This is a genomic window from Burkholderia sp. BCC0322 (assembly GCF_902833045.1).
In the GTDB taxonomy this organism is placed as follows: domain Bacteria; phylum Pseudomonadota; class Gammaproteobacteria; order Burkholderiales; family Burkholderiaceae; genus Burkholderia.
Genome location: NZ_CADFDU010000010.1, coordinates 49,370 through 71,671 on the forward strand (window position 1 = coordinate 49,370; position 22,302 = coordinate 71,671).

A 22,302-nucleotide genomic window follows, 5' to 3' on the forward strand; every position below is an offset into this window, starting at 1 on the left:
GACAGGGCCGGCGCGTGCGGCCGGCTTAGCGGCCCGATGTTTCAGCTTCGAGACGTCCTTCTTCCCACAGTGCCCAGAGACGGCTGCCGGCGCGATACGGATTCGCGCGGCGCGCGCCGTGATCGGCGATGCCCTGGCGAAATGCGCCGTACAGCGTCAGCGGCGGATTGTCGACGCATCGGGCTTCGCGCACGGCCGGCATGCGGCGTTCGGAGACGAGCCGGCGGATCAGCGATGCGCCGTCGATCACGTCCAGTTCGTCGATGGTTTCGCTGCGGCTGAGGACTTCGACGGTATTCATGTTGGGTCTCCCTGACGACCTGTTTTCCTGACAGGGAGCAATAAGAGTGCCAGGTTCGAAAAACCCTGGACTGCTTCGATCGTGCCGGCTTCTGCGGCCAATGTGATGAATGGTGAGCGGCGATGTTACGGAACACGTCACGTGACACGCGAGCGTGCGATGCCACGTGCGGCGACGCAAAGCGTTTCGGAATTGAATCGCCGCGAGGATTCGGAGGCGGGTGAAAGCGGGAGAGGCAGCCGGCGCGCGCCGGCAAGTCAGCTCGCGGTGACGGGCGTGACCCGGCTGCTGCCGCTCGAGTAGAAGCGGTAGATGCCCTTGCCGGCCGACTTCGCGTCGTACAGCGCGCTGTCGGCCTGCCGGATCAGCTCGTCGGGGGAGCCGTGCCCGTCGTCGAGCGCGATGCCGATGCTGATCCCGAGGCTCACCGTCGCGCCGATCGACAGCGTGTACGGCGCCGAGATCTGCCGGATGATGCGGGCGGCGAGGAGCGAGCAAGCGTGCATCGTCGTGTCGTCGATCGCGACGACGAATTCGTCGCCGCCGATGCGTGCCGCAAGCTCGCCGGGCGGTAGCGTCTTGCCGAGCCGCTCGGCGACCTGCGTCAACACGTCGTCGCCGGCCTGGTGGCCGAAACGGTCGTTGATTGCCTTGAAGCCGTCGAGGTCGAGATACATGACGGCGAGCGAGGGGCCCGGCACGCGCGGCCGGTGCGCGAGCATCCGCTTGAGCCGGGTATGCAGTTCGTGGCGGTTCGGCAAACCCGTCAGCGCGTCGTGCCGAGCGAGATGCCGGATGTGCTGCTCGGTCTGGCGGCGCGTGGTGACGTCCTCGACGATGATCACCGCGTTGCCGTCCGGCACGCGGTGGCGCGTCAGTTCGAGCTGGCGGCCGTCGGCGAGCACGATATCGAACGGCTCCGGTTCGTCGCGGGTCAGCCAGACATCGCACTGCGCGGCGAGACCGGCGCCGCCGGGATCGCACATGGCGTTCGTGCCGAGCGCGGCGACGACGTCGGCCAGCGGCGTATCGAGCATGATCTCGCGCGGCGAGCCGAACAGCTGCGCGGTGCGGCGGTTCGCGACGATCACGCGGGTCTCGCTGTCGATCATGCACAGGCCGTGCGGCATGTAGGTGAGGGCGGCGTCGAAGTGTGCGACGAGTTCGGCGTTGCGCTGGCGCGCGGCGATCAGCGCGACGAGCACGCGGTAATGGCGCTGGACGACCGTACGCATGGCCGCGAGATAGATCGCGAGCGGCGGCAGCAGCAGCCACGCGCCCGGCCGGTCCGCCAGCAAGGCACCGAGGCCGATCGGCAGCACGCCGAGCGTGACCTGCGTCATCGCGAGCCGCGGCAGCGCCGAATTGCGCGATGCGATCCCGCCGAATACGCCGCCCGCGACCATCACCGACAGCGTGCCGAGCTCGACGTCGACGGCGTCCACGCAGCCCATCACGCCGAGGCCGAGCACGTAGCACGCGGCGAGCGACACGGGCGCATAGCGCCTCGCCCAGTATTCGGCACGATCGTCGCCGGCGTCGCGGCGCACGGTGTAGGCGCGCGCGATCGCGAGCCGGGCGGCGAGCAGGCCGACGTCGACGATCAGCCAGACGAGACACCAGAGTTGCTGCAGCCGGATCAGCGCGACGGCCGCGACGAAGCCGCTCGCGAGCCCGGACATCGCCATCGGGCGGATATCCTCGAACAGCGTGACCAGCATCGACGGGCGCAACGCCGCCATGACACGGTGGTTGCCGGAGGAAGGAGTGGCGAGAACGGAGTGCAGGAGAGATGTCCTGACTGCCATGGTTTTTGACCTCGACACGATGTCGCGTGATGCCGCGATGGCTGGCGGCATCCGCACGGCACATGGCGGAGGCCCGGCCAGGCCGGATGCGCACGACATTACCATGAAACACGCGCGGCGCGGGGTGCCCGGGCAGGCCGGCGGCACCGGCAACCCGCCGCCCGACAGTCGTCGACCACGCCCGCGAACGTCTTGCGCATTCGCCGGCGCAGGGGCAGCATCGTTGCGAACGGCAGGAGACACAGAGCGCGGTCAATGCGATCGAACCCGCCGCAAACGGGTGCGCGACGCAGACGAATCGCATCCCGCGACCGGTTGCCGCAGCCCGGCTGAATACCGTTATAAGAAATTCAATAAGTATTTCATGTGGGAAATACTATAGGCGATATATCTAAAACAATGCCAGAATGCGCGCCGCTCCGAACGTCGCGACACCCGATCGCCGTCCGAGCCGCCTCAGGAGGTTCCCCCCAATGAAAAACCACGGCCTGTCACGGCGGGGTTTTCTGAAAGCCAGCGTGCTGGCGGGCGTCGCAGTGTATGTCGCGCCCCTTGGCAGCCGCGCGTTCGCGGCGCTCTTCGAAGAAAAACTCCTCACCCCCGTCAAATGGGATAGCGTCACCGGCATCCCCCAGTTCCGCATCGACGGTATCGCGAAGGTCACGGGCTCGAAAGTGTTCGCCCGTGACGTGCGCGCTGCCGACATGCCGCACTGGCCGCAGCAGCAGTCGCATGCGCTGATCCTGCGCGTCACGCAGGCCGACCGCACGTACGAAGGCTTCGACCTTTCGCTGCTCGGCGACGACCTGAAGCCGGACCGCGTGGTCACGGCCGACGATCTCGTGCGCGACGGCGTCGCGTTCCCGGCGTTCTACGGCGACGACATGTTGCTGCCGGCCGGCAAGACGCCCGCGTATCTCGGCCATGCGGTCGCGATCCTCATCTACCACGACTTCGCGCGCTTCCGCTTCGCGAAGAACGCGCTCAAGTTCCGCGACGACGTGATCCGCTACGGCGCGGTCACGGGCCCGCTCGAGCGCGATCCGTGGGGTACCTTCCGCTACGTGCGGGTGGGCGGCAAGACGGCCTATGACGACGACGTCTATTCGAGCCTGAAGGACGCGCCGATCTTCCCGAGCATGATGCGCAAGCACCTGCCGGTGTGGCCGGACGGCAAGGAGCACGGCAAGCTCGACGAGCAGGGCATGTTCCTGGCCGGGCAGATCGCCGGCGAGCTCGACCATCCGCCGGCCGACTGGCTGGTGTTCGACCGCGAGTACAACACGCAGTCGGTCGACACGGCCGCGCTCGAGCCGGACAACGCGAACTGCTGGTACGACACCGCGACGCAGTCGCTGCACCTCGTCGTGCCGACCCAGTCGCCGCTCGAAGTGGCGCAGAGCGCGGCCGAGATGGTCGCGAAGTGCCGCTTCCCGGTGAAGAAGCTGTTCGTGCATCCGTGCTACACGGTCGGCTACGGCTCCAAGGATCACTTCAACGTGCCGTTCTACGGCCTCGTCTGCGCGCTGTACGCGGACGGCCGCCCGGTGCGTTTCGCGAACGACCGCTACGAGCAGTTCCAGACGTCGCTGAAGCGTCACGCGTTCAAGATGCATTACCGGATCGCGGTCGACCGCAACACGGGCCTGTTGCAGTCGTTCAAGGGCGACTTCGAGGCGAACGGCGGCGGCCGCTCGAACTTCTCGCCGTCGGTCGCGATGGTGGGGGCGACGGCAGCGCAATCGATCTATTACTTCCCGAAAAGCGACCTCGCCGCGGTCGCGATCGCGTCGCGCGCGATCGATGCCGGCTCCGCACGCGGCTACGGCACGCTGCAGAGCATGGCGGCGACCGAGATGGCGGTCGACGAGATCGCCGCGCAACTGAACATCGACCCGATCGATTTCCGCCTGCGCAACGCGCTGCGTTCGGGGATGAAGAACACGCAGGGTGCGATTCCCGCCGGCGCGCTGCGCGTCGACGAGGTGCTCGAGCGCGCGAAGCAGCATCCGCTGTGGACGCACCGCGCCGCACGCAAGGCCGAATACGAGGCCGCGAATCCGGGCAAGCGCTACGGCGTCGGCTTCGCCTGCGTGCAGAAGGATTTCGGCACGGGCGCGGAAGCGTCGTTCGCGAAGGTCGAATTCGACGAGAACGGCAAGGTGTCGCTGCAGCACACGGCGGCCGAGATCGGCACCGGGATGTCGACGTCGCAGGCCGTCGCGGTCGCGAAATGGCTGGGCCGCCCGGCAACCGACGTGCGCGTGGCCGTGGCCGAGTGGCCGGACCTGCCGGTCGAGACCAGCGGCGATCCGTACCTCATGTCGCAGGCCGACCAGGATCGCCTGAGCGCGAACCCGCGCTGGTCGCCGAACTATGCGTCGCCGTCGAGCGCGACGAACTCCGCGTATTACTTCACGCACAGCACGCGCGAAGCCGCGCGCGCGGTGTTCCGCTACGGCCTGTGGCCGGCCGCGATGTCGATCTGGACGCGCGGCCTCGGCGGCGGCCAGGCGGCGCCGTACACGATCCGCATCGAGGACGCGCGCTGGGTCGACGGCAAGCTGACCGCCGACGGCCTCGAGCCGCTGTCGTTCGAGCAACTCGCGAAGCAGGCGCATGCGCTCGGCTTGCCGACCGGCGCCGTCGTGCACGTGTTCAACCGCTGGCAGTGGACCGACGCCGAGTTCGAAGTGGGCGGCGCGGTCGAACGTCTGCCGATCGACGGGCTGTCGCTGCGCGTCGGCGCGCCGAAGACGGGCGACGACGGCCCGGTGCCCGGCACCGCCGCACCGGCCGGCGCGACCGCGATGCACGGCACGCTGGCGCCGACCGCGAACGGCTACCGCGTGCTGGACCGCAAGCGCGTGTTCATCCCGCCGACGAGCCGCAACAACGCGGCCGTCACGTACTACACGGCGGTCGGCACGCTGGTCGAACTGACCGTGCACGAAGCGACCGGCAAGGTCGAGCTGCTCACGCACCACTCGATCATGGAATGCGGCAACCAGATTTCGCCGCAGCTCGTGTCGGGCCAGTTGCAGGGCGGTCTCGCGATGGGTATCGGCCACGCGCTGCACGAGTACCTGCCGCTGTATGAAGACGGCCCCGGCAACGGCACGTGGAACTTCAACCGTTACCAGCTGCCGCGCGCGTCGGACGTCGCCGTCTGGACGCAGACGGGCGACGTGTTGCCGCCGCTGTCCGAGACCGATCCGCCGAAGGGCGTCGCCGAAGTGGTGATGATTCCCGTCGTCGGCGCGATCGTGAACGGCATCGCGCACGCGATCGGCCATCGTTTCACCGACTTGCCGGTGACCCCGCAAAAGATTCAGGAGGTGCTCGCATGACGACCGCCCAACCCGCGGCTTCGGCCGCATCGGCCCCGGCGCCGGCAGTGCCGGCATCGGCTCCGGCCGCCGTCGAGCGTCCGCTCGTCCGGTTCCAGTCGAAGCCGCTGTCGATCAATATCAACGGCAAGTCCGTCGGCCCGATGCAGGTGCCGGAAGGGCTGATGATGATCGAGTTCCTGCACGAATACGCGGGCCTCACCGGTTCGCGGCTCGGCTGCGGGCAGGGCATCTGCCACGCCTGTGTCGTGATCGTCGACAAGCCGGACGGCACGAGCGAGGAAATGCGCACCTGCATCACCGGCGCGCACTTCTTCCACGGCCGCTCGATCCGCACGATCGAAGGCCACGCGAAGCGCAACGAAGCGGGCGAAGTGGTCGAGCTGTCGCCGATCCAGCAGAAGTTCCTCGAGCACTTCAGCTTCCAGTGCGGCTACTGCACGCCGGGCTTCGTCAATGCGGCAACCGTGCTGATCGAACGCCTGAAGCGCGAGCCGATTGCGAAGGCCGACGTCGAGCGCACGATCACCGAAGCGCTCGACGCGCACCTCTGCCGCTGCACGGGCTATGTCCGCTACTACGAAGCCGTCAAGGACGTGGTGCTGACGACGCCGGGACTCGTGAAGGACGCCGCATGAAACGCACATTCGCTCATCGTGTCGCGCGGGCAGCGGGCTTCCCCGTGCTCGCCGCGGCTTGCGCGCTGCTGCTCGCTGCGTGCGGCGGCCATGACGCACCGGCCTCGAACGCGGCGTCCGGCGCGCCTGGCGCCGACCCGATCGCGCGCGGCCGCTATCTCGTCAAGGCCGCCGATTGCGCGGCGTGCCACACCGCAAAGGACGGCGCGCCGTTCGCCGGCGGCGCGCCCCTCGAATCGCCGTTCGGCACGTTCTACGGCTCGAACATCACGCCCGACAAGGATCACGGGATCGGCAGCTGGAGCGCGGACGATTTCTACGCCGCGCTGCATGACGGCAAGGCTCGGTCCAAGCGCCTGTATCCGTCGATGCCGTACACGTCGTACCGTCAGCTCACGCGCGCCGATTCCGACGCGATGTACGCATACCTGAAGACCGTCAGGCCGGTCGCGCAGGAAAACCGCGAGCACGAGCTGAAGTTCCCGTACAACCTGCGTTTCGGAATGGTCTTCTGGGACATGGTGTTCCTGAAGGACAGCCTGCCCGATGCCTCGGCCGGCCAGTCCGCCGACTGGCAGCGCGGCCGCTATCTGGCGGGGGCGCTCGGCCACTGCGCGGAATGCCATACGCCGCGCGCGTTCACGGGCCAGCTCGACAGCGCGAAGCCGTTCGCCGGCGCCGCGCTCGGCCGCGTGGCCGCGCCCGACATCACGCCGGCCGGCCTGGCCGCGCGCGGCTGGACGGGCGCCGACCTGCAGACGTTCTTCGGCGTCGGCATCGCCCCGCAAGGCTCGGCATTCGGCGAAATGTACCCGGTCGTGCACCTGAGCACGCAGTACATGACGAAGGACGACCTGCGCGCGCTGTCCGTGTACCTGCTGGGCGATACGCCGCCCGCGCCGCAGCCGGTGAAACCGGTGTCGGCCGACGCCGCGCAACTCGCGGCCGGCCGCTCGGTGTATCTCGCGGTCTGCGCGGGCTGCCACGGCTTCAACGGCGAGGGCAAGCCGCACGTGGCGGTGCCGATGAACGGCAATTCGACGGTGCGCCAGGGCGACCCGCGCAACCTGCTGGTCGCGATGCTCGACGGCATCGGCGAGCAGAAGTTTGCCGGGTTCGAGAACCTGCAGCCGATGCCCGGTTTCGCGCCTACGCTGAGCGACGACGAACTCGCGCAGCTCGCGAACTACCTGCGTGCGACGTGGGGCGGCCAGAGCGCGAGCGTCACGCCGGCCGACGTGAAGGCCATGCGTTAAGTCGTGCCGCGGGGCGTCGCGTGCGATTCAGCCGGTTTCCGGTGCTCGCGCGCGACGCGTCGCCCGACTTCTTGCGGCGCTTCTTCAGTAGCCGCTGCCACCTCCGCCTCCGCTGCCTCCCGAGCCGCCGCCATACCGGCTCATGCCCGGCCCCTGCGCGGGGCCACTACCCGACGACGTACATCCCGCCGACAGCACGAGCACCAGCGCGGCGATCAGCGCCGCGGCCAACGTTGCCGATTTCATGTTCCGCCTCCTTGCCACGCGCAGGCCGCGCGAAGGGCCGGCTCACGTGAACCGTGCGTCTGCGCGCTGACGAAACGTTTCGGGCGGGCCGTTTATTCCATGCCTGTTGCGGATACCGAAGCGAAGGCCGCCGTCGCGGCGGCCCGCGATCAACGATAGACGAGATCGGCGCGGCGGTTCTGTGCCCACGCATCCTCGTCGTGGCCGAGCGCGACCGGCTTTTCCTTGCCGAGGCTGACCGCCTCGAGTTGCGAGGCTTGCACGCCGAGCGTTTCGAGCGCGCTCATCACGGCCTGCGAACGGCGTTCGCCGAGCGCGAGGTTGTACTCGGACGTGCCGCGTTCGTCGGTGTTGCCCTGGATCAGCACGTGCCGGGCCGGATGGCTGCGCAGGTAATCGGCATGCGCCTGCAGTAGCGACTGGTATTCGGGCTTGACGGAGTACTGGTCGAAATCGAAGTAGATGCTGCGCTTCGCGAGCGGGCCGTTCGGATTGTTGAGCTCGTCGGCCGTCACCGTTGCGACGGCTTCGCTCGAGGGCGTCGGCGCCATGCCGGCATTCTCGGGCGTCTTGGCCGCGTGGTGGCAACCGGCTAGCAGTACCACGGTTGCCAGGACCGCAAATCGGTTCGTTTTGCTCATCGTTCGTCTCCTGCGGTTGACTGCGTTGAACGCGTGGGGCGTGCGATCGGCACATCCGTATCCGGCCGCAACGGCGCGAAAGGTCCGGCGCCATGACGTGAATCATGTTCGTAAGCCGGTGGTGCGCCATATGAAAGAGTGTCGCGGCCGGAACGCCAAAACCCGGCGTCGCTGCAAACAGAGTAGGAAAAATGTCACAGTGTGACCAGTTTCTCCGCATTTTTTTGCGCCGGCGCGACAGCCCGGCGGCATTCTTGCCTCCGTGCTCCGTGCGGGCGATGCCCCGGCGAAACGGCCGCGCACGGGCGCGGCCTTTTCGGCTCGGGGCATGAGGATCGGGCGGTGCGGGAATGCGTGCCTTGCGCGGTCGGCGCGGCAGCGTTGCGCCGTCAGAACTTGTGCCGTAGCCCCAGTGCGACGACGACCTGGTTGCTGTTCGCCGACGGCGTCAGCGTCCAGACGGTCGCGTTGAACGCGGGATTGCCGTTGCCGCCGCTCACGCTCTGGTAGACGCCTTCGAGATACGCATCGGTGCGCTTCGACAGCGCATAGTCGGCTTGCGCCACGACCTGGTTCCATTTCGGGCGCGTCTGGCCGGTGCGCGTGTCGAAGCGGCCCATCGTGTACGTGTATGCGGCCGAGAGGCTCAATGCGCGCGTGACGAAGAAGCGCCCGTCGACCGAGAAATTGTCGAACACCAGCGATTCACCCTTCAGCGGTGCGATGCCGCCGCCCTGTAGCACGCCCGTCACGCCGTCGGTGGTCGAGTGCGACCACGCGGCGCCGACCGAATGCGGCCCGAATGCATAACGGCCGGCCGCGGCCCAGATCTGTTGGTTGCCACCGGTGATCGTCGCCGAGCCGTCGACGGTGCTGAGTGCGCCGTTCGGGTTCGGCGCATTGCGGTCGCGGCTGATCTTCAGGTAGCCGGCGCCGAGCTTCAGCGGCCCGTTCGCATACGACACGCCCGCGCTCCACGCCGCGTTGTTGGAGAACTGGCCGGCCGTGTTCGAGAACCCGTACATCGCGCCGAACGTCAGCCCGCGGTATGTCGGGCTCGTGTACTTCACCGCGTGGTTGATGCGCAGGTTACGGTTCGAATCGTCGTTGTCGTACGGGTGCACCGCGAGGTTGCCGCCCCAGCCGGGGCCGGACGCGCCGAGCGGCGTCACGAAATCGAGGATCAGGTCGTACTGGCGGCCGAACGTGAACGTGCCGGCCGTCTTCGAGCTCAGGCCGATCCATGCCTGGCGGCCGAACATGTCGACGCCTTTCTGCGACAGCGCGCCGGTGGTGCCCGAAAAGCCGTTTTCGAGCGTGAAGACCGCGGCCGTCCCGCCACCCAGATCTTCGCGGCCGCGCAGCCCCCAGCGCGCCGCGTTCAATGCGCCGCTCGTCATCGCGACGGCGCCGCTGCCCGGCGAGCCGGCGCCGTGCGTGCGCTGATGGGTCGCGTAGGTGATCGACGTGTCGATCAGGCCGTACAGTGTCACGCTGCTCTGTGCGTGTACGCCGCCCGACGCGAGGGCGGTCAGGCAGGTGGCAATGGCGGTCCCCGCGAGTCGAGTGCTGGCGTGATGGTTCATCTTGTAGGAATACATAGGAGTTTTTATCGTTTTCCCGGCCCGGCGGCCGGCGGATCGAGCGGCCATTATTGGAGATCGTGCGCCGGTCGATTAAGGCGTTGCACAGGAAAGGTCCTCTGCGAAATCGAGCAGAATCGCGGCGAGGCGGAGGCGGGTCGATGTTCGGGCGGCGGGCGCGGCGGCCGGCCGTCGACGTACTCGGGCACGCTTGGCGATCCCGATGCCATGGCCGACCCAAGCCGCTATTTCGATGCGTCGACGCGCGTGCCCGCGCGGTGGCATGACGTCGAGACCGATCGACACATTGCGCCGCGATGTCGTGCGGATCGGGTTCGACGTGCTTGACGCGGGAGCGGGCAGGGTGGCCTCATCGCCGAGTCGCAGCTCGGCCGCGACGGGCACGCGATGTTCGCGGCCGATCGCGCGATACCGCTCCGGCAGCCCTGTACCGGGCCGTTCTTCGGCGCGGCGGCGCCGGGGCTTCCGCCCCCCGACGCTGCCGCGCATCGATGCAGATGCGGTGCGGCGGCAACAGCAGGATGCACGTGTATGCGCGCGCGGGGCCGGCGCCTGAAGCCCGGCCCCGCGCCCGTCAATGCGGCATCACCAGACGCGGATCGATATACGCGTCGACGTCCTGCGACTGCTTGTACACGCCGTTGCGCACGTTGAACGCATTCGCGTTGCGCGTCGAGCCGTAGATCGAATCGAGCCCGTCGCCCTTGCGGAACGTGCGCTTCGCGGCAGCTTCGTCGAGCAGGTGCGTGCCTTTCAGCAGCGGGAGGTATTGCTCCGGCGCGAGGCCGACGCGTGCGGACATGATCCGGACGGCGTCAGCCTGCGTCTTCGGGTCGTTGATGTACGCGACGCAGCGATACCAGACCTTGATCACCTTGGCCCAGTCGGCGCGGCGCGCGGCGAGGCTTGCAGGCGCGACCGTGATCGCGTCGTAGATCAGCCCCGGCGCATCCGCCGACGTGAAGATCGCGCGTGCGCCGGGTGCGCGCTTCAACGCCTCGCCCGCGTTCGGCTGCCACGCGGCCACCGCGGCGATGTCGGTCGACGAACCAAGCACCTGCGGCAGTTCGTTGGTTTTCGCGTTCACGAGCGTCACGTCGCCGTCCTTCAGCCCGTGCTTCTGCAGCGCGGTTTCGAGCAGCAGGTGATCGACGAGACCGAGTTCGACGCCGACCTTCTTGCCCTTCAGCGCCTCGACGCTGCGCAGCGGGGGCTTCGCGACGATCATGTCGTTGCCGGCGGAGTAGTCGGTGAGCAGGATCATCACGTTCTTCGCGCCTGCCGCGCCCGTCACGAGCGCGTCGCCGTTCGTCGCCGCGACCGCGTCGAGCTTGCCCGCGGAAAACGCGTCGAGCGATGCCGAGTAATCGAACCATTCGAAATCGACATCGACGCCGGCCTCCTTGAACCAGCCCTTGTCGAGCGCGACCTGGAACGCGACCCAGCCGGGCCAGTCGCTGTAGCCGATCTTGAGCGGTGCTGCCGCGTGCGCGGCGGGCGTCATGAGCAGCGTGGCGGCCGTGGCGGCGGCCCCCAATGCGTGACGGACGGAACGGCGGGACAGCAGGCGGCGCAGCGCCAGGGCGGGGCGGGTCATCGTTTTCTCCAGGAGACCGGGATCGGGATCGTCGATACGGACCATGCCAGTGCACGGTCCGGCCGCGTGGCCGGTTCCTGCGGATGCGGAACGAATGAAGCGGCCACGGAGAGGCGCGACGGCCGTTGCCATCGCCAATCTCCCGGGCTTTTGTCCCGCCGTGTAGCGTGTGCGCGCCCGGTCTCGCGACCGGACGAATCCGCGCCGGGCTGCTCTCGGACCAGACGTTCGATGAACCGGAACCCTAGCACCCCTAAGATGCGACGCCGCCGCACCTCTCGGCGTCATGCCGAGCGAGAAGCGTGCCAACGGCACGCGACGGGCGGGCTCAGCGGCGGCGCGATGCGCGCTGCAGTTCGATGAAGCGCACGGAGAAGAGCGCGCTCAGCGCGCGCCGGAGCAGGTCGAGCTTGTTCATGAAGTGTCGCGTCACGAGTGAAGGTGCAGGCATCGAGCAATGCCCATGCCATCGACGATCGTGTCGTGTCGGCGGGCGCGGCGCGCACTGCGCCGGTGCGGGAGCGCGTTTGCATGGTGCGCGGCGCGCCCGCCGCGAGGGCAGCCATCCGCGTCCGGCGCAGCGCTCGTCAATGCGCGCATGCCGGAAAGCCGCACGGCGCGGCGATTGCGCATACGCTGGCACGCAACTCGCTTATCCGATGCCCGAGAGGTGCGAAGCAATTTGCATCATCTTCAGGATCGCTAGGGTTCCGGTCGTGCGGCGTTCGCGCCGTGCGATGGCTGGTCCGAGAGCAATCCGGTCTTGTCTTCTCCTCGAGTCGAGGAAACGGCGAGGCTCCACGGAGGGATAAAAGCCCGGGAGGTCGCGATGTCGTTCGGTCGCCCTCTCACGCTTTTTGTCCAACCGACCACGGAGCCGCCATGTCGCCGAGCCCCCAAGCCGTCCTTGCCCCGCCGCCACACGTCGTGTGGGAAACGCTCATTCCCGCCGGAACCCATTGGTCCGGCATCCTGCGCCGCGGTCTCGCGCTGCGCGTCGTCGATGTCGACGGCGGCGCCAACCTGTCTGCCGTGTTTCATCGCCAGGAAGACCCGCTCGAACGCTACAACATGGCCGACACGCTGAAGGCGCAGCACACCGCGCATCTCACGCGCGGCCATGCGCTGTACACCGACATGGGGCGCGTGATTGCGTCGATCACGGCCGACACGCTCGGCTGGCACGACCCGCTCGGCGGCGTCGGCGATGCGCGGCTGTTCGCGCACAAGTACGGCACGACGTCGTACCAGGTCGATCGCAACGCGATGATTCGCAACGGCCGGGACAGTCTCGTGCTCGAACTCGCGAAATACGGGCTGTCGGCGCGCGACCTCGTCGCGAACGTCAATTTCTTCAGCAAGCTCGACACGCGCGACGACGGCGCGCTCGACTTCGTCGCCGGACACTCGCCGGCCGGCAGCGCCCTCGACCTGCGCTTCGAGATGAACACGCTGGCGGCGTTCTCGACGGCGCCGCATCCGCTCGATCCGCGCGCGGACTACGCGCCGAAGGCCGTGAAGCTGATCGTGTACCGCGCGTATCCAGCGGACGGCGCGGCACCGGACGACGACCCGTGCCGGCGCGCGTGCGCCGAGAACATGCGCGGCTTCGCCAACACCGATCGCCTGTTTGCGTAAGGAGCCGAGCCATGCCGATCATCGAAAGCCGTCTCGATTCGCGCGATGCGATCCACGACATGACACTGAACGCGGGCGAACCGTGGCTGCGCGACCTGAAGCGCGGGCAGGTCTTGCGCATCCTCGACCTCGAAGGCAATCAGGCCGTCGACACGCTGTTCTACCGGTCCGACGACCCCGAGGAGCGTTACAGCGCGCAGGACACCATCCGCGCACAGCGCAACCTGTACCTGAGCGCGGGCAGCGTGCTGCTGTCGAGCCGGGGCAACCCGATGGTGACGATCGTCGCCGATACCTGCGGCCGTCACGACACGCTCGGCGGCGCGTGCGCGGCCGAGAGCAATACCGTGCGCTATGCGCTCGACAAGCGGCACATGCACAACTGCCGCGACAGCTTCCTCAACGCGATCGCGCACTGCACGTGCGGCGCGGGCGCGCGGCTCACCAAGCGCGACCTCGTCGGCAACGTCAACTTCTTCATGAACGTGCCCGTCACGCCGCTCGGCGGGTTGACCTTCGAGGACGGCATTTCCGCACCGGGCAAGTACGTCGAGATGCGCGCGGAGATGGACGTCACGGTGCTGATCTCGAACTGCCCGCAGCTCAACAACCCGTGCAACGGGTACAACCCGACGCCCGTACGCCTCACGATCTGGGAGGCCGAATGAACACCCTCCACGCTCGCTTGCTTTGCATGAGGCCGGCGTACGCGCCGAAGCGCGACTCCGGGCCGACACGTTCGCTGCCTCCCACGGGGGCGGTTGCCTGCCTTGGGGCAGCCCGGCGGGAGGCACCATGAGATTCGACAAAGTCCTCGTCGCGAACCGCGGCGAAATCGCATGCCGCGTGATCCGCACGCTGAAGCGGCTCGGGATCGCGTCGGTCGCGATCTACTCCGACGCCGATCGCGATGCGCGCCATGTGGCGCTCGCCGACGAAGCCGTGCGGGTCGGCCCCGCGCCGGCGGCCGACAGCTACCTGAACGTCGCGGCAATTCTCGCCGCGGCGCGCGAGACGGGCGCGCAAGCCGTGCATCCCGGCTACGGCTTCCTGTCCGAGCACGCCGGTTTCGCCGACGCATGCGAAGCCGCGGGCCTGCGCTTCATCGGGCCGCGCGGCGACCAGATGCGCGCGTTCGGGCTCAAGCACACCGCGCGCGAACTCGCCGCTGCGCAGGGCGTCGCACTGCTGCCGGGTACGGGCCTGCTCGACGATGTACGGACGGCACTCGCCGAAGCCGACGCGATCGGCTATCCGGTGATGCTGAAAAGCACCGCGGGCGGCGGCGGGATCGGCATGTCCCTGTGCCGCGACGCCGCGCAGCTCGCAGCAGCGTTCGATTCCGTCGTGCGGCTCGGCACCGCGAACTTCGCGCATGCGGGCGTGTATCTCGAGAAATTCGTCGAGCACGCGCGGCACATCGAAGTGCAGATCTTCGGCGACGGCCGCGGCAATGCGATCGCGCTCGGCGAACGCGACTGCTCGGTGCAGCGTCGCAACCAGAAAGTGATCGAGGAAACGCCCGCGCCGGGCCTGGCCGACGAAGAGCGCGCCGCGTTGCACGCGAGCGCGGTGCGGCTTGCCCGCGCGGTGGGCTATGCGTCGGCCGGCACGGTCGAATTCGTGTTCGACGCCAATACGCGCCGGTTCTATTTCCTCGAGGTGAACACGCGGCTGCAGGTCGAGCATTGCGTGACCGAGGAAGTGACGGGCATCGATCTCGTGGAATGGATGATCCTGCAGGCGGAGGGCGATCTGCCGCCGCTCGACACGCTCGCCGTTGCACCGCGTGGCGCGAGCATCCAGGTGCGGCTCTATGCGGAGGATCCGCACAAGCAGTTCCTGCCGAGTGCGGGGCTGCTGACGCACGTGGCGTTTCCGGACGACGTGCGCGTCGACGGATGGATCGAGGCGGGCACCGAGATCAGCGCGTACTACGATCCGCTGCTCGCGAAGCTGATCGTGCATGGCGATACGCGTCGCGACGCGCTGGCCGCGCTGCGGCGCGCACTGGCGCGCACGGAGCTGTACGGCATCGAGACCAACCTCGACTATCTGCGCGCGATTGCCGGTTCGGACACGTTCGCGCGCGGCGCATCGACGACGGCCTTCCTGTCGCGCTTCGCGTTCGCGCCTCACACGATCGACGTGCTCGACGGCGGCGTGCAGACCACCGTGCAGCAGACGCCCGGGCGCGTCGGCTACTGGAACGTCGGCGTGCCGCCGTCCGGGCCGATGGACGATCGAGCCTTCACGCTCGCGAACGCGCTGCTCGGCAATGCGCGCGACGCGGCCGGGCTGGAGTTCACGATGGTCGGTGCGACGCTGCGCTTCAACGCCGAGACGCTCTTCGTGCTCGGCGGCGCACCGTTCGCGGCAGCGCTCGATGGCGTAACCGCACCGTTCTGGCAGGTGCTGCGAGCGCGGCCAGGCGCGGTGCTGAAGCTGGGCGGCGTGACGGGCGCCGGCGTGCGTGCATGCCTGGCCGTGAAAGGCGGGCTGCAGGTGCCCGACTATCTCGGCAGCAAGGCGACCTTCACGCTCGGCCAGTTCGGTGGCCATGCAGGGCGTGCGCTGCGCAAGGGCGACGTGCTGCATCTGGACGCGGAAGCCGGGCGCGGCGACCCGGGCGCCACGCTGGCCGCGGCCGACCTTCCGGCGCTGACGCACGCGTGGACGCTCGGCGTGCTCGACGGCCCGCACGGTGCGCCGGATTTCTTCACGCCGGACGATATCGCGATGCTGTACCGCACGCAGTGGACGGTGCATTACAACTCGAGCCGCACCGGCATCCGGCTGATCGGCCCGAAGCCGCAATGGGCGCGCTCGGACGGCGGCGAGGCCGGCCTGCATCCGTCGAACATCCACGACAACGCGTATGCGATCGGGGCGGTCGATTTCACCGGCGACATGCCGGTGATCCTGGGCCCGGACGGCCCGAGCCTCGGCGGCTTCGTGTGTCCGGTGACGGTCGTGCATGACGAATTGTGGAAGCTCGGCCAATTGCGGCCCGGCGATACCGTGCAGTTCGTGCGCGCCCGCGTGTCGCCCGGGCCTGCCGCCGACGCCGTCGCGCGCCCGGCGCCGGCCGGCGCGCCGCACGAGTGCGTGCTGCATCGCGACCCGTCGGCCGGCGGCGGCATCGGCGTCGTCTACCGGCGCTCGGGCGACCGCAACGTGCTGGTGGAATACGGGCCGCTCGTGCTCGACCTGAACCTGCGTTTTCGCGTGCATGCGCTGATGTGCTGGCTCGATGCGCACCGTCTGCCGGGCATGCTCGACCTGACGCCGGGCATCCGTTCGCTCCAGGTGCAGTTCGACCCGCGGACACTGCCGCTCGATACGCTGCTCGCGCATCTGCAGGCGGCCGAACGCGCGTTGCCGGACGTCGCCGACATGCGCGTGCCGAACCGCATCGTGCACCTGCCGCTGTCGTGGGACGATCCGTCGACGCGTGTCGCGATCGAGCGCTACATGCAGTCGGTACGGCCCGATGCGCCGTGGTGCCCGAGCAATATCGAGTTCATCCGGCGCATCAACGGACTCGCCGGCATCGACGACGTGAAGCGCATCGTGTTCGACGCTCGCTACCTCGTGATGGGGCTCGGCGACGTGTACCTCGGCGCACCCGTCGCGACGCCGATCGATCCGCGCCACCGGCTCGTCACCACGAAGTACAACCCCGCGCGCACCTGGACGCCGGAGAACGCGGTCGGCATCGGCGGCGCGTATCTGTGTGTGTACGGGATGGAGGGTCCCGGCGGGTACCAGTTCGTCGGCCGCACCGTCCAGATGTGGAATCGTCACCGGACCACGCGAGCGTTCGAAGCCGGCAAGCCGTGGCTGCTGCGCTTCTTCGACGAGATTCGCTTCTACGAAGTCAGCGAGGCGGAACTGGCGCAACTGCGCGCGGATTTCGTCGCGGGGCGCGCCGGGCTGAAGATCGAGGAATCGGTATTCGATCTCGGGGAATACAACCGTTTCCTGCGCGATGAGGCGGATTCGATCGCCGCATTCAAGGCATCGCAGCAGACGGCGTTCGAAGCGGAGCGCGAACGGTGGCGGGTGGCCGGGCATGCCGAATACGTCGGCGACGCGGCACCGGGCGACGCGGACGCCGCGCGGGAAGCCGGCGTGCTCGCCGATACGCAGCGCGCGATTGCCGCGGACGTTTCGGGCAGCCTCTGGAAGGTGCTGGTGCAAGCCGGTGAGCGTGTGACCGAGGGGCAGGTCGTCGCGATCGTCGAGTCGATGAAGATGGAGGTCGCGGTGACGGCGACGGAAGACGGCACGATCGAGACGATCGATTGCGCGCCGGGCGCGACGGTGGTCGCCGGCCAGCGGCTGATGGTGATGAAGGCGGGCGCCGCCGAGGAGGTCGCATGAGCACGACCGAACGTTCGATCGTGCCCGGGGTCCGCTCGATCGCCGCGCTGCGTGCGCGCTATGCGGCGGGCGACCTGACGCCGCACGCGCTCGTCGACGCGATCGCCGCGCATTTTGCCGCGGGCGATCCGCATCATGCATGGATCCGGCCGCTGACGCAGGCAGAGATGACGGCCTATGCCGACGCGCTGGCCGGGCGCGACCTCGCGTCATTGCCGCTGTACGGCGTGCCGTTCGCGATCAAGGACAACATCGACCTCGCCGGCATCCCGACGACGGCCGCCTGCCCGGCCTACGCGTACACGCCGGCGCGTAGCGCGCCCGTCGTCGAGCGGCTGATCGCGGCCGGTGCGATCCCGATCGGCAAGACCAACCTGGACCAGTTCGCGACCGGGTTGTCGGGCCAGCGCTCGCCTTATGGCGCGTGCCGCAATGCGCTCGATCCGCGCCATGCGTCGGGCGGCTCGAGCTCCGGGTCGGCGGTGGCCGTGGCGCTCGGTGTCGCGTCGTTCTCCCTGGGTACCGACACGGCCGGCTCCGGGCGTGTGCCGGCGGCGTTCCACGGGCTCGTCGGGCTCAAGCCGACCAGGGGTGTGTTGAGCACGCTCGGCGTCGTGCCGGCCTGCCGGTCGCTCGATTGCGTGTCGGTGTTCGCGCATTCCGCGGCCGACGCGCGGGCGGTGTTCGCCGCCGCGCACGGCGTGACCGACGGCGATCCGTACGGACGCGCATGGCAGCCGCTGTTGGGCGCGGACGGGCTGCGCGCGCAACCGGCGCGACCGTTCGGGCAGTTGCGCTTCGGCACGCCGCGCGCCGATCAGCTGCAATTCTTCGGCGACGAATCGTATGGCGCGGCGTGGCGCGCCGCGCTCGAGCGCCTTCGCGCGACCGGCGCGCGGATCGTCGAGATCGAATTCAGCCCGTTCCTGGCTGCCGCGCGGCTGCTTTACGAAGGCCCGTGGGTTGCCGAACGGCTCGCCGCGATCGGCGCCTTCGCGGCGCGGGAGCCCGATGCGCTGCATCCAGTGATCCGCGAAATCGTCGGCGGCGCGGCGCGCTTCAGCGCGGCCGATGCGTTCGCCGCGTTCGACACGCTCGCGACGTTGCGCGTCGAGGCCGGTCGCGCATGGAACGGACTGGACGCGATCGTCATGCCGACTTCGGCGACGACGGCGACCATCGACGAACTCGAAGCCGACCCGATCGGCGTCAATTCGCGTTTCGGCTATTACACGAACTTCGTCAACCTGCTCGACCTGTCGGCGATCGCGGTGCCCGCCGGCCGCTGCGACACCGGGCGGCATGCAGGGTTGCCGTTCGGCATCACGTTCGTCGGGCGCGCGCACGACGACGCGCGGTTGCTTGATCTTGCGCAGGCGTGGGGTGACGCTCACGAACGGGGCAGCGGCGCAGCCGAATGTGACGGTTCTCCGGCGGACGTTGGCGGCGACGCGTTTGCAACGACGGCGTCGGCGCCCGGCGCGTCGTCCGGCGTCGTGCGGGTGGCGGTCGTCGGTGCGCACCTGCGCGGCGAGCCGCTCAACTGGCAGCTCACGCAGCGAGGCGGACGTCTCGTCGCCTCAACGACGACAGCGCCCGCCTATCGTCTCTACGCGCTGTCAGCGGCTGTATCCGGCGGCGTCGCCAAGCCGGGCCTCGTGCGTGTGCGGGACGGCGGCGCGTCGATCGCGGTCGAGATCTGGGAGATGCCGGTTGACGCTTACGGCGGCTTCGTCGCCGGCATTGCCGGCCCGCTCGGCATCGGCACGCTGGCGCTCGCGGACGGCGCTCGGGTGCAGGGCTTCCTGTGTGAAAGCGCGGCGCTCGACGGCGCGCAGGACATCACGCACTTCGGCGGCTGGCGCGCTTACCGCGCGAGCGCCGCGCGCGGTGCATCGCAATGAACGCCCGGTCGCGCGGCGCCCCGGCATGCGCGCGACCGGCACCTGAAACGATACGGAGATTTTCATGCCCATGACCCGCAACCCGACCGAATGGCTGGCCGTGCGCCGCGAGCTGACGACACGCGGAAAATGGACGCTCGGCGTGGCGTCCTTCCTGCTGCCGTTCGCCGTCTGGTGCCTGATCAGTTATGTGCCGTTCATCTGGCATCCGCAAATGCGCATCACGAACCCGGGCAGCGTCGATTATTTCCAGACCGGCATGCAGATCGACCGCGACGTGTTCGAGGATGAACTGGCGCATGCGCGAGCGACCCACGCGGCGGTGCCCGAAGGCGTGCGCGCGAACCCGGTCTACCTGCCCGCGCCGCACCAGGTGCTGCGCGCGTTCTACACCGCGTTCACGACACCGCCGGCATCCCGCGACGGCGTCTGGCTGCACGAGAGTCTGTGGCACAGCATCCGGATCATTTTCTGGGGCTTCGTGATCTCGTCCGCGATCGGCGTGCCGCTCGGCATCGTCTGCGGCACCTTCAGCGTGCTCGCACGGCTGCAGGAGCCGTTCCTGGAGTTCTTCCGCTACTTGCCCGCACCGGCGTTCGGTGCGCTGATGGTCGCGATCCTCGGCATCTACGATGCGCCGAAGGTCGCGATCATCGTGATCGGCACGCTCTTCCAGCAGGTACTGATCATCGCGAACACGACGCGCAAGCTCGAATACGGGCTGTTCGAGGCCGCGATGACGCTCGGCACGAAGAAGCTGAAGCTGCTCACGCACGTCGTGATCCCCGGCGTGCTGCCGGACCTGTATCGCGACCAGCGCATCCTGCTCGGCTGGGCCTGGACCTACCTGATCGTCGCCGAACTCGTCGGCACGAGCTCGGGCATCACGTGGTACATCAGCCAGCAGGCGCGCTACCAGCATTTCGACAACGTTTATGCGGCGATCCTGATGATCGGGATCATCGGCCTCGGCACCGACATCGTGCTCGGGCTGCTCGGCCGCAGGCTGTTTCCGTGGGATCGCACGCTGAAAGCGTGACGCCCGTTGCCGCTCACCCATCGACCGATTTCCGCAGAGGCCATCATGCAGAACCCGCGCACCGTTCCCGATTACCTGATGCAGTCCGACGCCGTGCGCGAGCGTTTCGCGCGCCTGAAAACCCGCGACGTAATACTCGACGTGCGTCATGTCGGCAAGCGTTTCGCGACACCGCAAGGCGAGTGCGTCGCACTCGACGACATCAGTTTCCGGACGTACCGGCGCGAATTCGTGTGCGTGATCGGCCCGTCCGGCTGCGGCAAGTCGACGCTGATCCGCATCCTCGCGGGGCTCGAAGCACAGACGAGCGGCGAGGTGCTGCTCGACGGCAAGCCGGTGCAGGGGCCGGGCGCCGATCGCGGGATGGTGTTCCAGGGCTATACGCTGTTCCCGTGGCTCACCGTGAAGAAGAACGTGATGTTTGGCCTCCGGATGAATGGCAGCAGCAGCAGCGCAGCCGAGCGCGAAGCGCTGCAGTGGCTCGATCTCGTCGGGCTGACGCGTTTCGCGGATGTGTACCCGCACCAGCTGTCGGGCGGGATGAAGCAACGCGTGGCGATTGCCCGCGCGCTCGCGAACCGTCCGCGCATCCTGCTGATGGACGAGCCGTTCGGCGCACTCGACGCGCAGACGCGGGCGAGGATGCAGACGCATCTGCTCGACATCTGGCGCAACATCGACGTGACGATCCTGTTCATCACGCACGACCTCGACGAGGCGATCTTTCTGGCGGACCGGATTCTCGTGCTGAAGGCGAATCCGGGGGCGGTGCAGGAACTGATCGAGGTGCCCGTGCCGCGGCCGCGGGACTATTCGCAGGTCAATACGCCCGAGTTCGTCGCGACGAAGGCGCGGCTCGAGGCGCTGATCCATCCGAAGGAGGCGGTGACAACGGACGACGGCGTGAGGCCGCACATGATCCGCATGACGGATGTATCGGACAACGTCGAGTAAGCCGTGATGAAAACGGCTGGACGGTCGCTGCGTGTCTAGGCGCGGGCGATCGCCAGCGCCGTCGCGACATCGCCGCGGCGATACGCGGCTCGGACGGCCGCCGCCCTAGCCGCGGCGATTTCCGGCGGCGACGGCTGTCGCAGGCGCACGGCGACACGCGGCAGCGATGCGAGCTGGGTCCGGAGGTCGACGATCAGCCGGCAGCAACGAAAACCGGCGGACGAGGCTTCCGGGCGGACGGCGGCGTCGGCAAGCTCGGCGGTCCACTCGACGCCGCGATGGCGCCTGGCTTCGTCGAGGCGCGGCAGATGGCGCGCGTCGCCCGATAACGCGATCAACAGCGCGGCCCACTGCGCGCCGCGCCATCCAACGGGCATGTCGCACGTGAGGTCGGCCAGCAGTGCGTCGTCGAGCACGGACAGGCTTTGCTGGCACTGGTAGTGGAAGTCGAGCGGCTGGTAGCGAACCTGCGGGTAGTCGCGCAGCACGTGCCCGAGTTCGGCGCCGGTCGCGACGGCAGCGGCCAGGAATCGTTCGGCCGGCGCGGGGCGGTTCAGCAGCAGCGTCGGCACGCTCCGGTAGAGTCGGCGGATGTCGTCGGGGTGATAGTGCATCGCGAATGTCGGGGTGCTCGACCGGCGCGTGGTGCGCCGTTCAGGTTTTCTGCGGGTCGCCGGACAGCAGCGCCGTATAACGCCGCTGCATTTCTTCGGGGTCGACCGCTTCGATCGTATGCCCGATCAGCCAATCGTAACCGAACGGGTCGCGGATCTTGCCGGAACGCTCGCCGTAGAACGGGTCCTGGATCGCGCGTGTCAGTTGCGCGCCGGCCGCAATGGCGCCTGTTCCTGCGATCCGGCCGCGAGATGACAAAAACCGATTCGCCGAATCGTGACCTCGCGCGCGGCGATATAATTCGCGCTCCGAGGGCATTCGAGCC

The 22,302-nt window shown here is 68.5% G+C and carries 17 protein-coding genes, 1 pseudogene and 2 riboswitches; of the genes and pseudogenes, 9 read left to right on the top strand and 9 right to left on the bottom strand.

Going from position 1 to position 22,302, the window contains the following annotated elements; translation table 11 throughout:
• Nucleotides 1-25: 25 nt before the first annotated feature.
• Nucleotides 26-301, bottom strand: a complete 276-nt coding sequence (locus HWX39_RS24895) for a hypothetical protein (protein WP_175953733.1) — start codon at nucleotides 299-301, stop codon at nucleotides 26-28.
• A gap of 257 nt (nucleotides 302-558) precedes the next feature.
• Entirely contained in the window at nucleotides 559-2,109 is a 1,551-nt protein-coding gene (locus HWX39_RS24900; protein ID WP_175970466.1) for a sensor domain-containing diguanylate cyclase, read from the bottom strand.
• A 473-nt stretch (nucleotides 2,110-2,582) separates the two neighbouring features.
• Between HWX39_RS24900 and HWX39_RS24905 the strand changes: the two genes are divergently transcribed.
• From HWX39_RS24905 to HWX39_RS24915, 3 genes are read left to right on the top strand one after another with little or no spacing between them, the layout of a single operon-like run.
• Nucleotides 2,583-5,459 (top strand): molybdopterin cofactor-binding domain-containing protein, encoded by a 2,877-nt coding sequence (locus HWX39_RS24905; RefSeq protein ID WP_175970467.1) that lies wholly within the window; start codon nucleotides 2,583-2,585, stop codon nucleotides 5,457-5,459.
• Nucleotides 5,456-6,097, top strand: a complete 642-nt coding sequence (locus HWX39_RS24910) for a (2Fe-2S)-binding protein (protein WP_175970468.1) — start codon at nucleotides 5,456-5,458, stop codon at nucleotides 6,095-6,097. Before HWX39_RS24905 ends, HWX39_RS24910 begins: the two co-directional genes overlap by 4 nt.
• Nucleotides 6,094-7,353: a cytochrome c gene (locus HWX39_RS24915; protein WP_175970469.1), complete on the top strand. Its 1,260-nt coding sequence runs from the start codon at nucleotides 6,094-6,096 to the stop codon at nucleotides 7,351-7,353. Before HWX39_RS24910 ends, HWX39_RS24915 begins: the two co-directional genes overlap by 4 nt.
• A gap of 84 nt (nucleotides 7,354-7,437) precedes the next feature.
• Here HWX39_RS24915 and HWX39_RS24920 read toward each other — a convergent pair whose 3' ends face one another.
• The 5 genes from HWX39_RS24920 to HWX39_RS24940 form a co-directional block, all read right to left on the bottom strand.
• Nucleotides 7,438-7,599 (bottom strand): hypothetical protein, encoded by a 162-nt coding sequence (locus HWX39_RS24920; protein ID WP_175970470.1) that lies wholly within the window; start codon nucleotides 7,597-7,599, stop codon nucleotides 7,438-7,440.
• 149 nt (nucleotides 7,600-7,748) lie between these two features.
• The gene (pal, locus tag HWX39_RS24925; RefSeq protein WP_175970471.1) at nucleotides 7,749-8,240 is read right to left on the bottom strand and encodes a peptidoglycan-associated lipoprotein Pal; all 492 of its coding nucleotides are present in this window, start codon (nucleotides 8,238-8,240) and stop codon (nucleotides 7,749-7,751) included.
• 389 nt (nucleotides 8,241-8,629) lie between these two features.
• Entirely contained in the window at nucleotides 8,630-9,826 is a 1,197-nt protein-coding gene (locus HWX39_RS24930) for a porin (RefSeq protein ID WP_175970648.1), read from the bottom strand.
• Nucleotides 9,827-9,916: 90 nt separating this feature from the next.
• Nucleotides 9,917-10,333: a hypothetical protein gene (locus tag HWX39_RS24935; protein WP_175970472.1), complete on the bottom strand. Its 417-nt coding sequence runs from the start codon at nucleotides 10,331-10,333 to the stop codon at nucleotides 9,917-9,919.
• An 85-nt stretch (nucleotides 10,334-10,418) separates the two neighbouring features.
• Complete coding sequence (locus tag HWX39_RS24940) at nucleotides 10,419-11,441, bottom strand: ABC transporter substrate-binding protein (protein ID WP_175970473.1); 1,023 nt, start codon at nucleotides 11,439-11,441, stop codon at nucleotides 10,419-10,421.
• Between the two features lie 137 nt (nucleotides 11,442-11,578).
• Nucleotides 11,579-11,700: riboswitch (guanidine-I (ykkC/yxkD leader) on the bottom strand.
• A gap of 432 nt (nucleotides 11,701-12,132) precedes the next feature.
• A riboswitch (guanidine-I (ykkC/yxkD leader) is annotated at nucleotides 12,133-12,266 on the top strand.
• A 57-nt stretch (nucleotides 12,267-12,323) separates the two neighbouring features.
• Here HWX39_RS24940 and HWX39_RS24945 point away from each other — a divergent pair.
• The 6 genes from HWX39_RS24945 (at nucleotide 12,324) to HWX39_RS24970 (ending at nucleotide 21,362) form a co-directional block, all read left to right on the top strand.
• On the top strand, nucleotides 12,324-13,079 hold the full coding sequence (locus HWX39_RS24945) for an urea amidolyase associated protein UAAP1 (protein WP_175970474.1): 756 nt from the start codon (nucleotides 12,324-12,326) through the stop codon (nucleotides 13,077-13,079).
• Nucleotides 13,080-13,090: 11 nt separating this feature from the next.
• Nucleotides 13,091-13,747, top strand: coding sequence for an urea amidolyase associated protein UAAP2 (locus HWX39_RS24950; RefSeq protein WP_175970475.1), 657 nt, complete (start codon nucleotides 13,091-13,093; stop codon nucleotides 13,745-13,747).
• 127 nt (nucleotides 13,748-13,874) lie between these two features.
• Nucleotides 13,875-17,465, top strand: a complete 3,591-nt coding sequence (gene uca / locus HWX39_RS24955) for an urea carboxylase (protein WP_175970476.1) — start codon at nucleotides 13,875-13,877, stop codon at nucleotides 17,463-17,465.
• Nucleotides 17,462-19,369 (top strand): allophanate hydrolase, encoded by a 1,908-nt coding sequence (gene atzF, locus HWX39_RS24960; RefSeq protein WP_175970477.1) that lies wholly within the window; start codon nucleotides 17,462-17,464, stop codon nucleotides 19,367-19,369. The genes uca and atzF overlap by 4 nt, the downstream gene beginning before the upstream one ends.
• 64 nt (nucleotides 19,370-19,433) lie before the next feature.
• Complete coding sequence (locus tag HWX39_RS24965; RefSeq protein ID WP_175970478.1) at nucleotides 19,434-20,408, top strand: ABC transporter permease; 975 nt, start codon at nucleotides 19,434-19,436, stop codon at nucleotides 20,406-20,408.
• 45 nt (nucleotides 20,409-20,453) lie between these two features.
• Nucleotides 20,454-21,362, top strand: a complete 909-nt coding sequence (locus HWX39_RS24970; protein ID WP_175970479.1) for an ABC transporter ATP-binding protein — start codon at nucleotides 20,454-20,456, stop codon at nucleotides 21,360-21,362.
• Nucleotides 21,363-21,397: 35 nt separating this feature from the next.
• Here the strand turns inward: HWX39_RS24970 and HWX39_RS24975 are convergent, their stop codons facing one another.
• Together HWX39_RS24975 and HWX39_RS24980 are read right to left on the bottom strand one after the other, a co-directional pair.
• Nucleotides 21,398-21,976: a hypothetical protein gene (locus HWX39_RS24975; RefSeq protein ID WP_175970480.1), complete on the bottom strand. Its 579-nt coding sequence runs from the start codon at nucleotides 21,974-21,976 to the stop codon at nucleotides 21,398-21,400.
• Nucleotides 21,977-22,016: 40 nt separating this feature from the next.
• Nucleotides 22,017-22,202, bottom strand: a pseudogene (locus tag HWX39_RS24980) (VOC family protein); the annotation flags it as partial.
• Nucleotides 22,203-22,302: the final 100 nt, after the last annotated feature.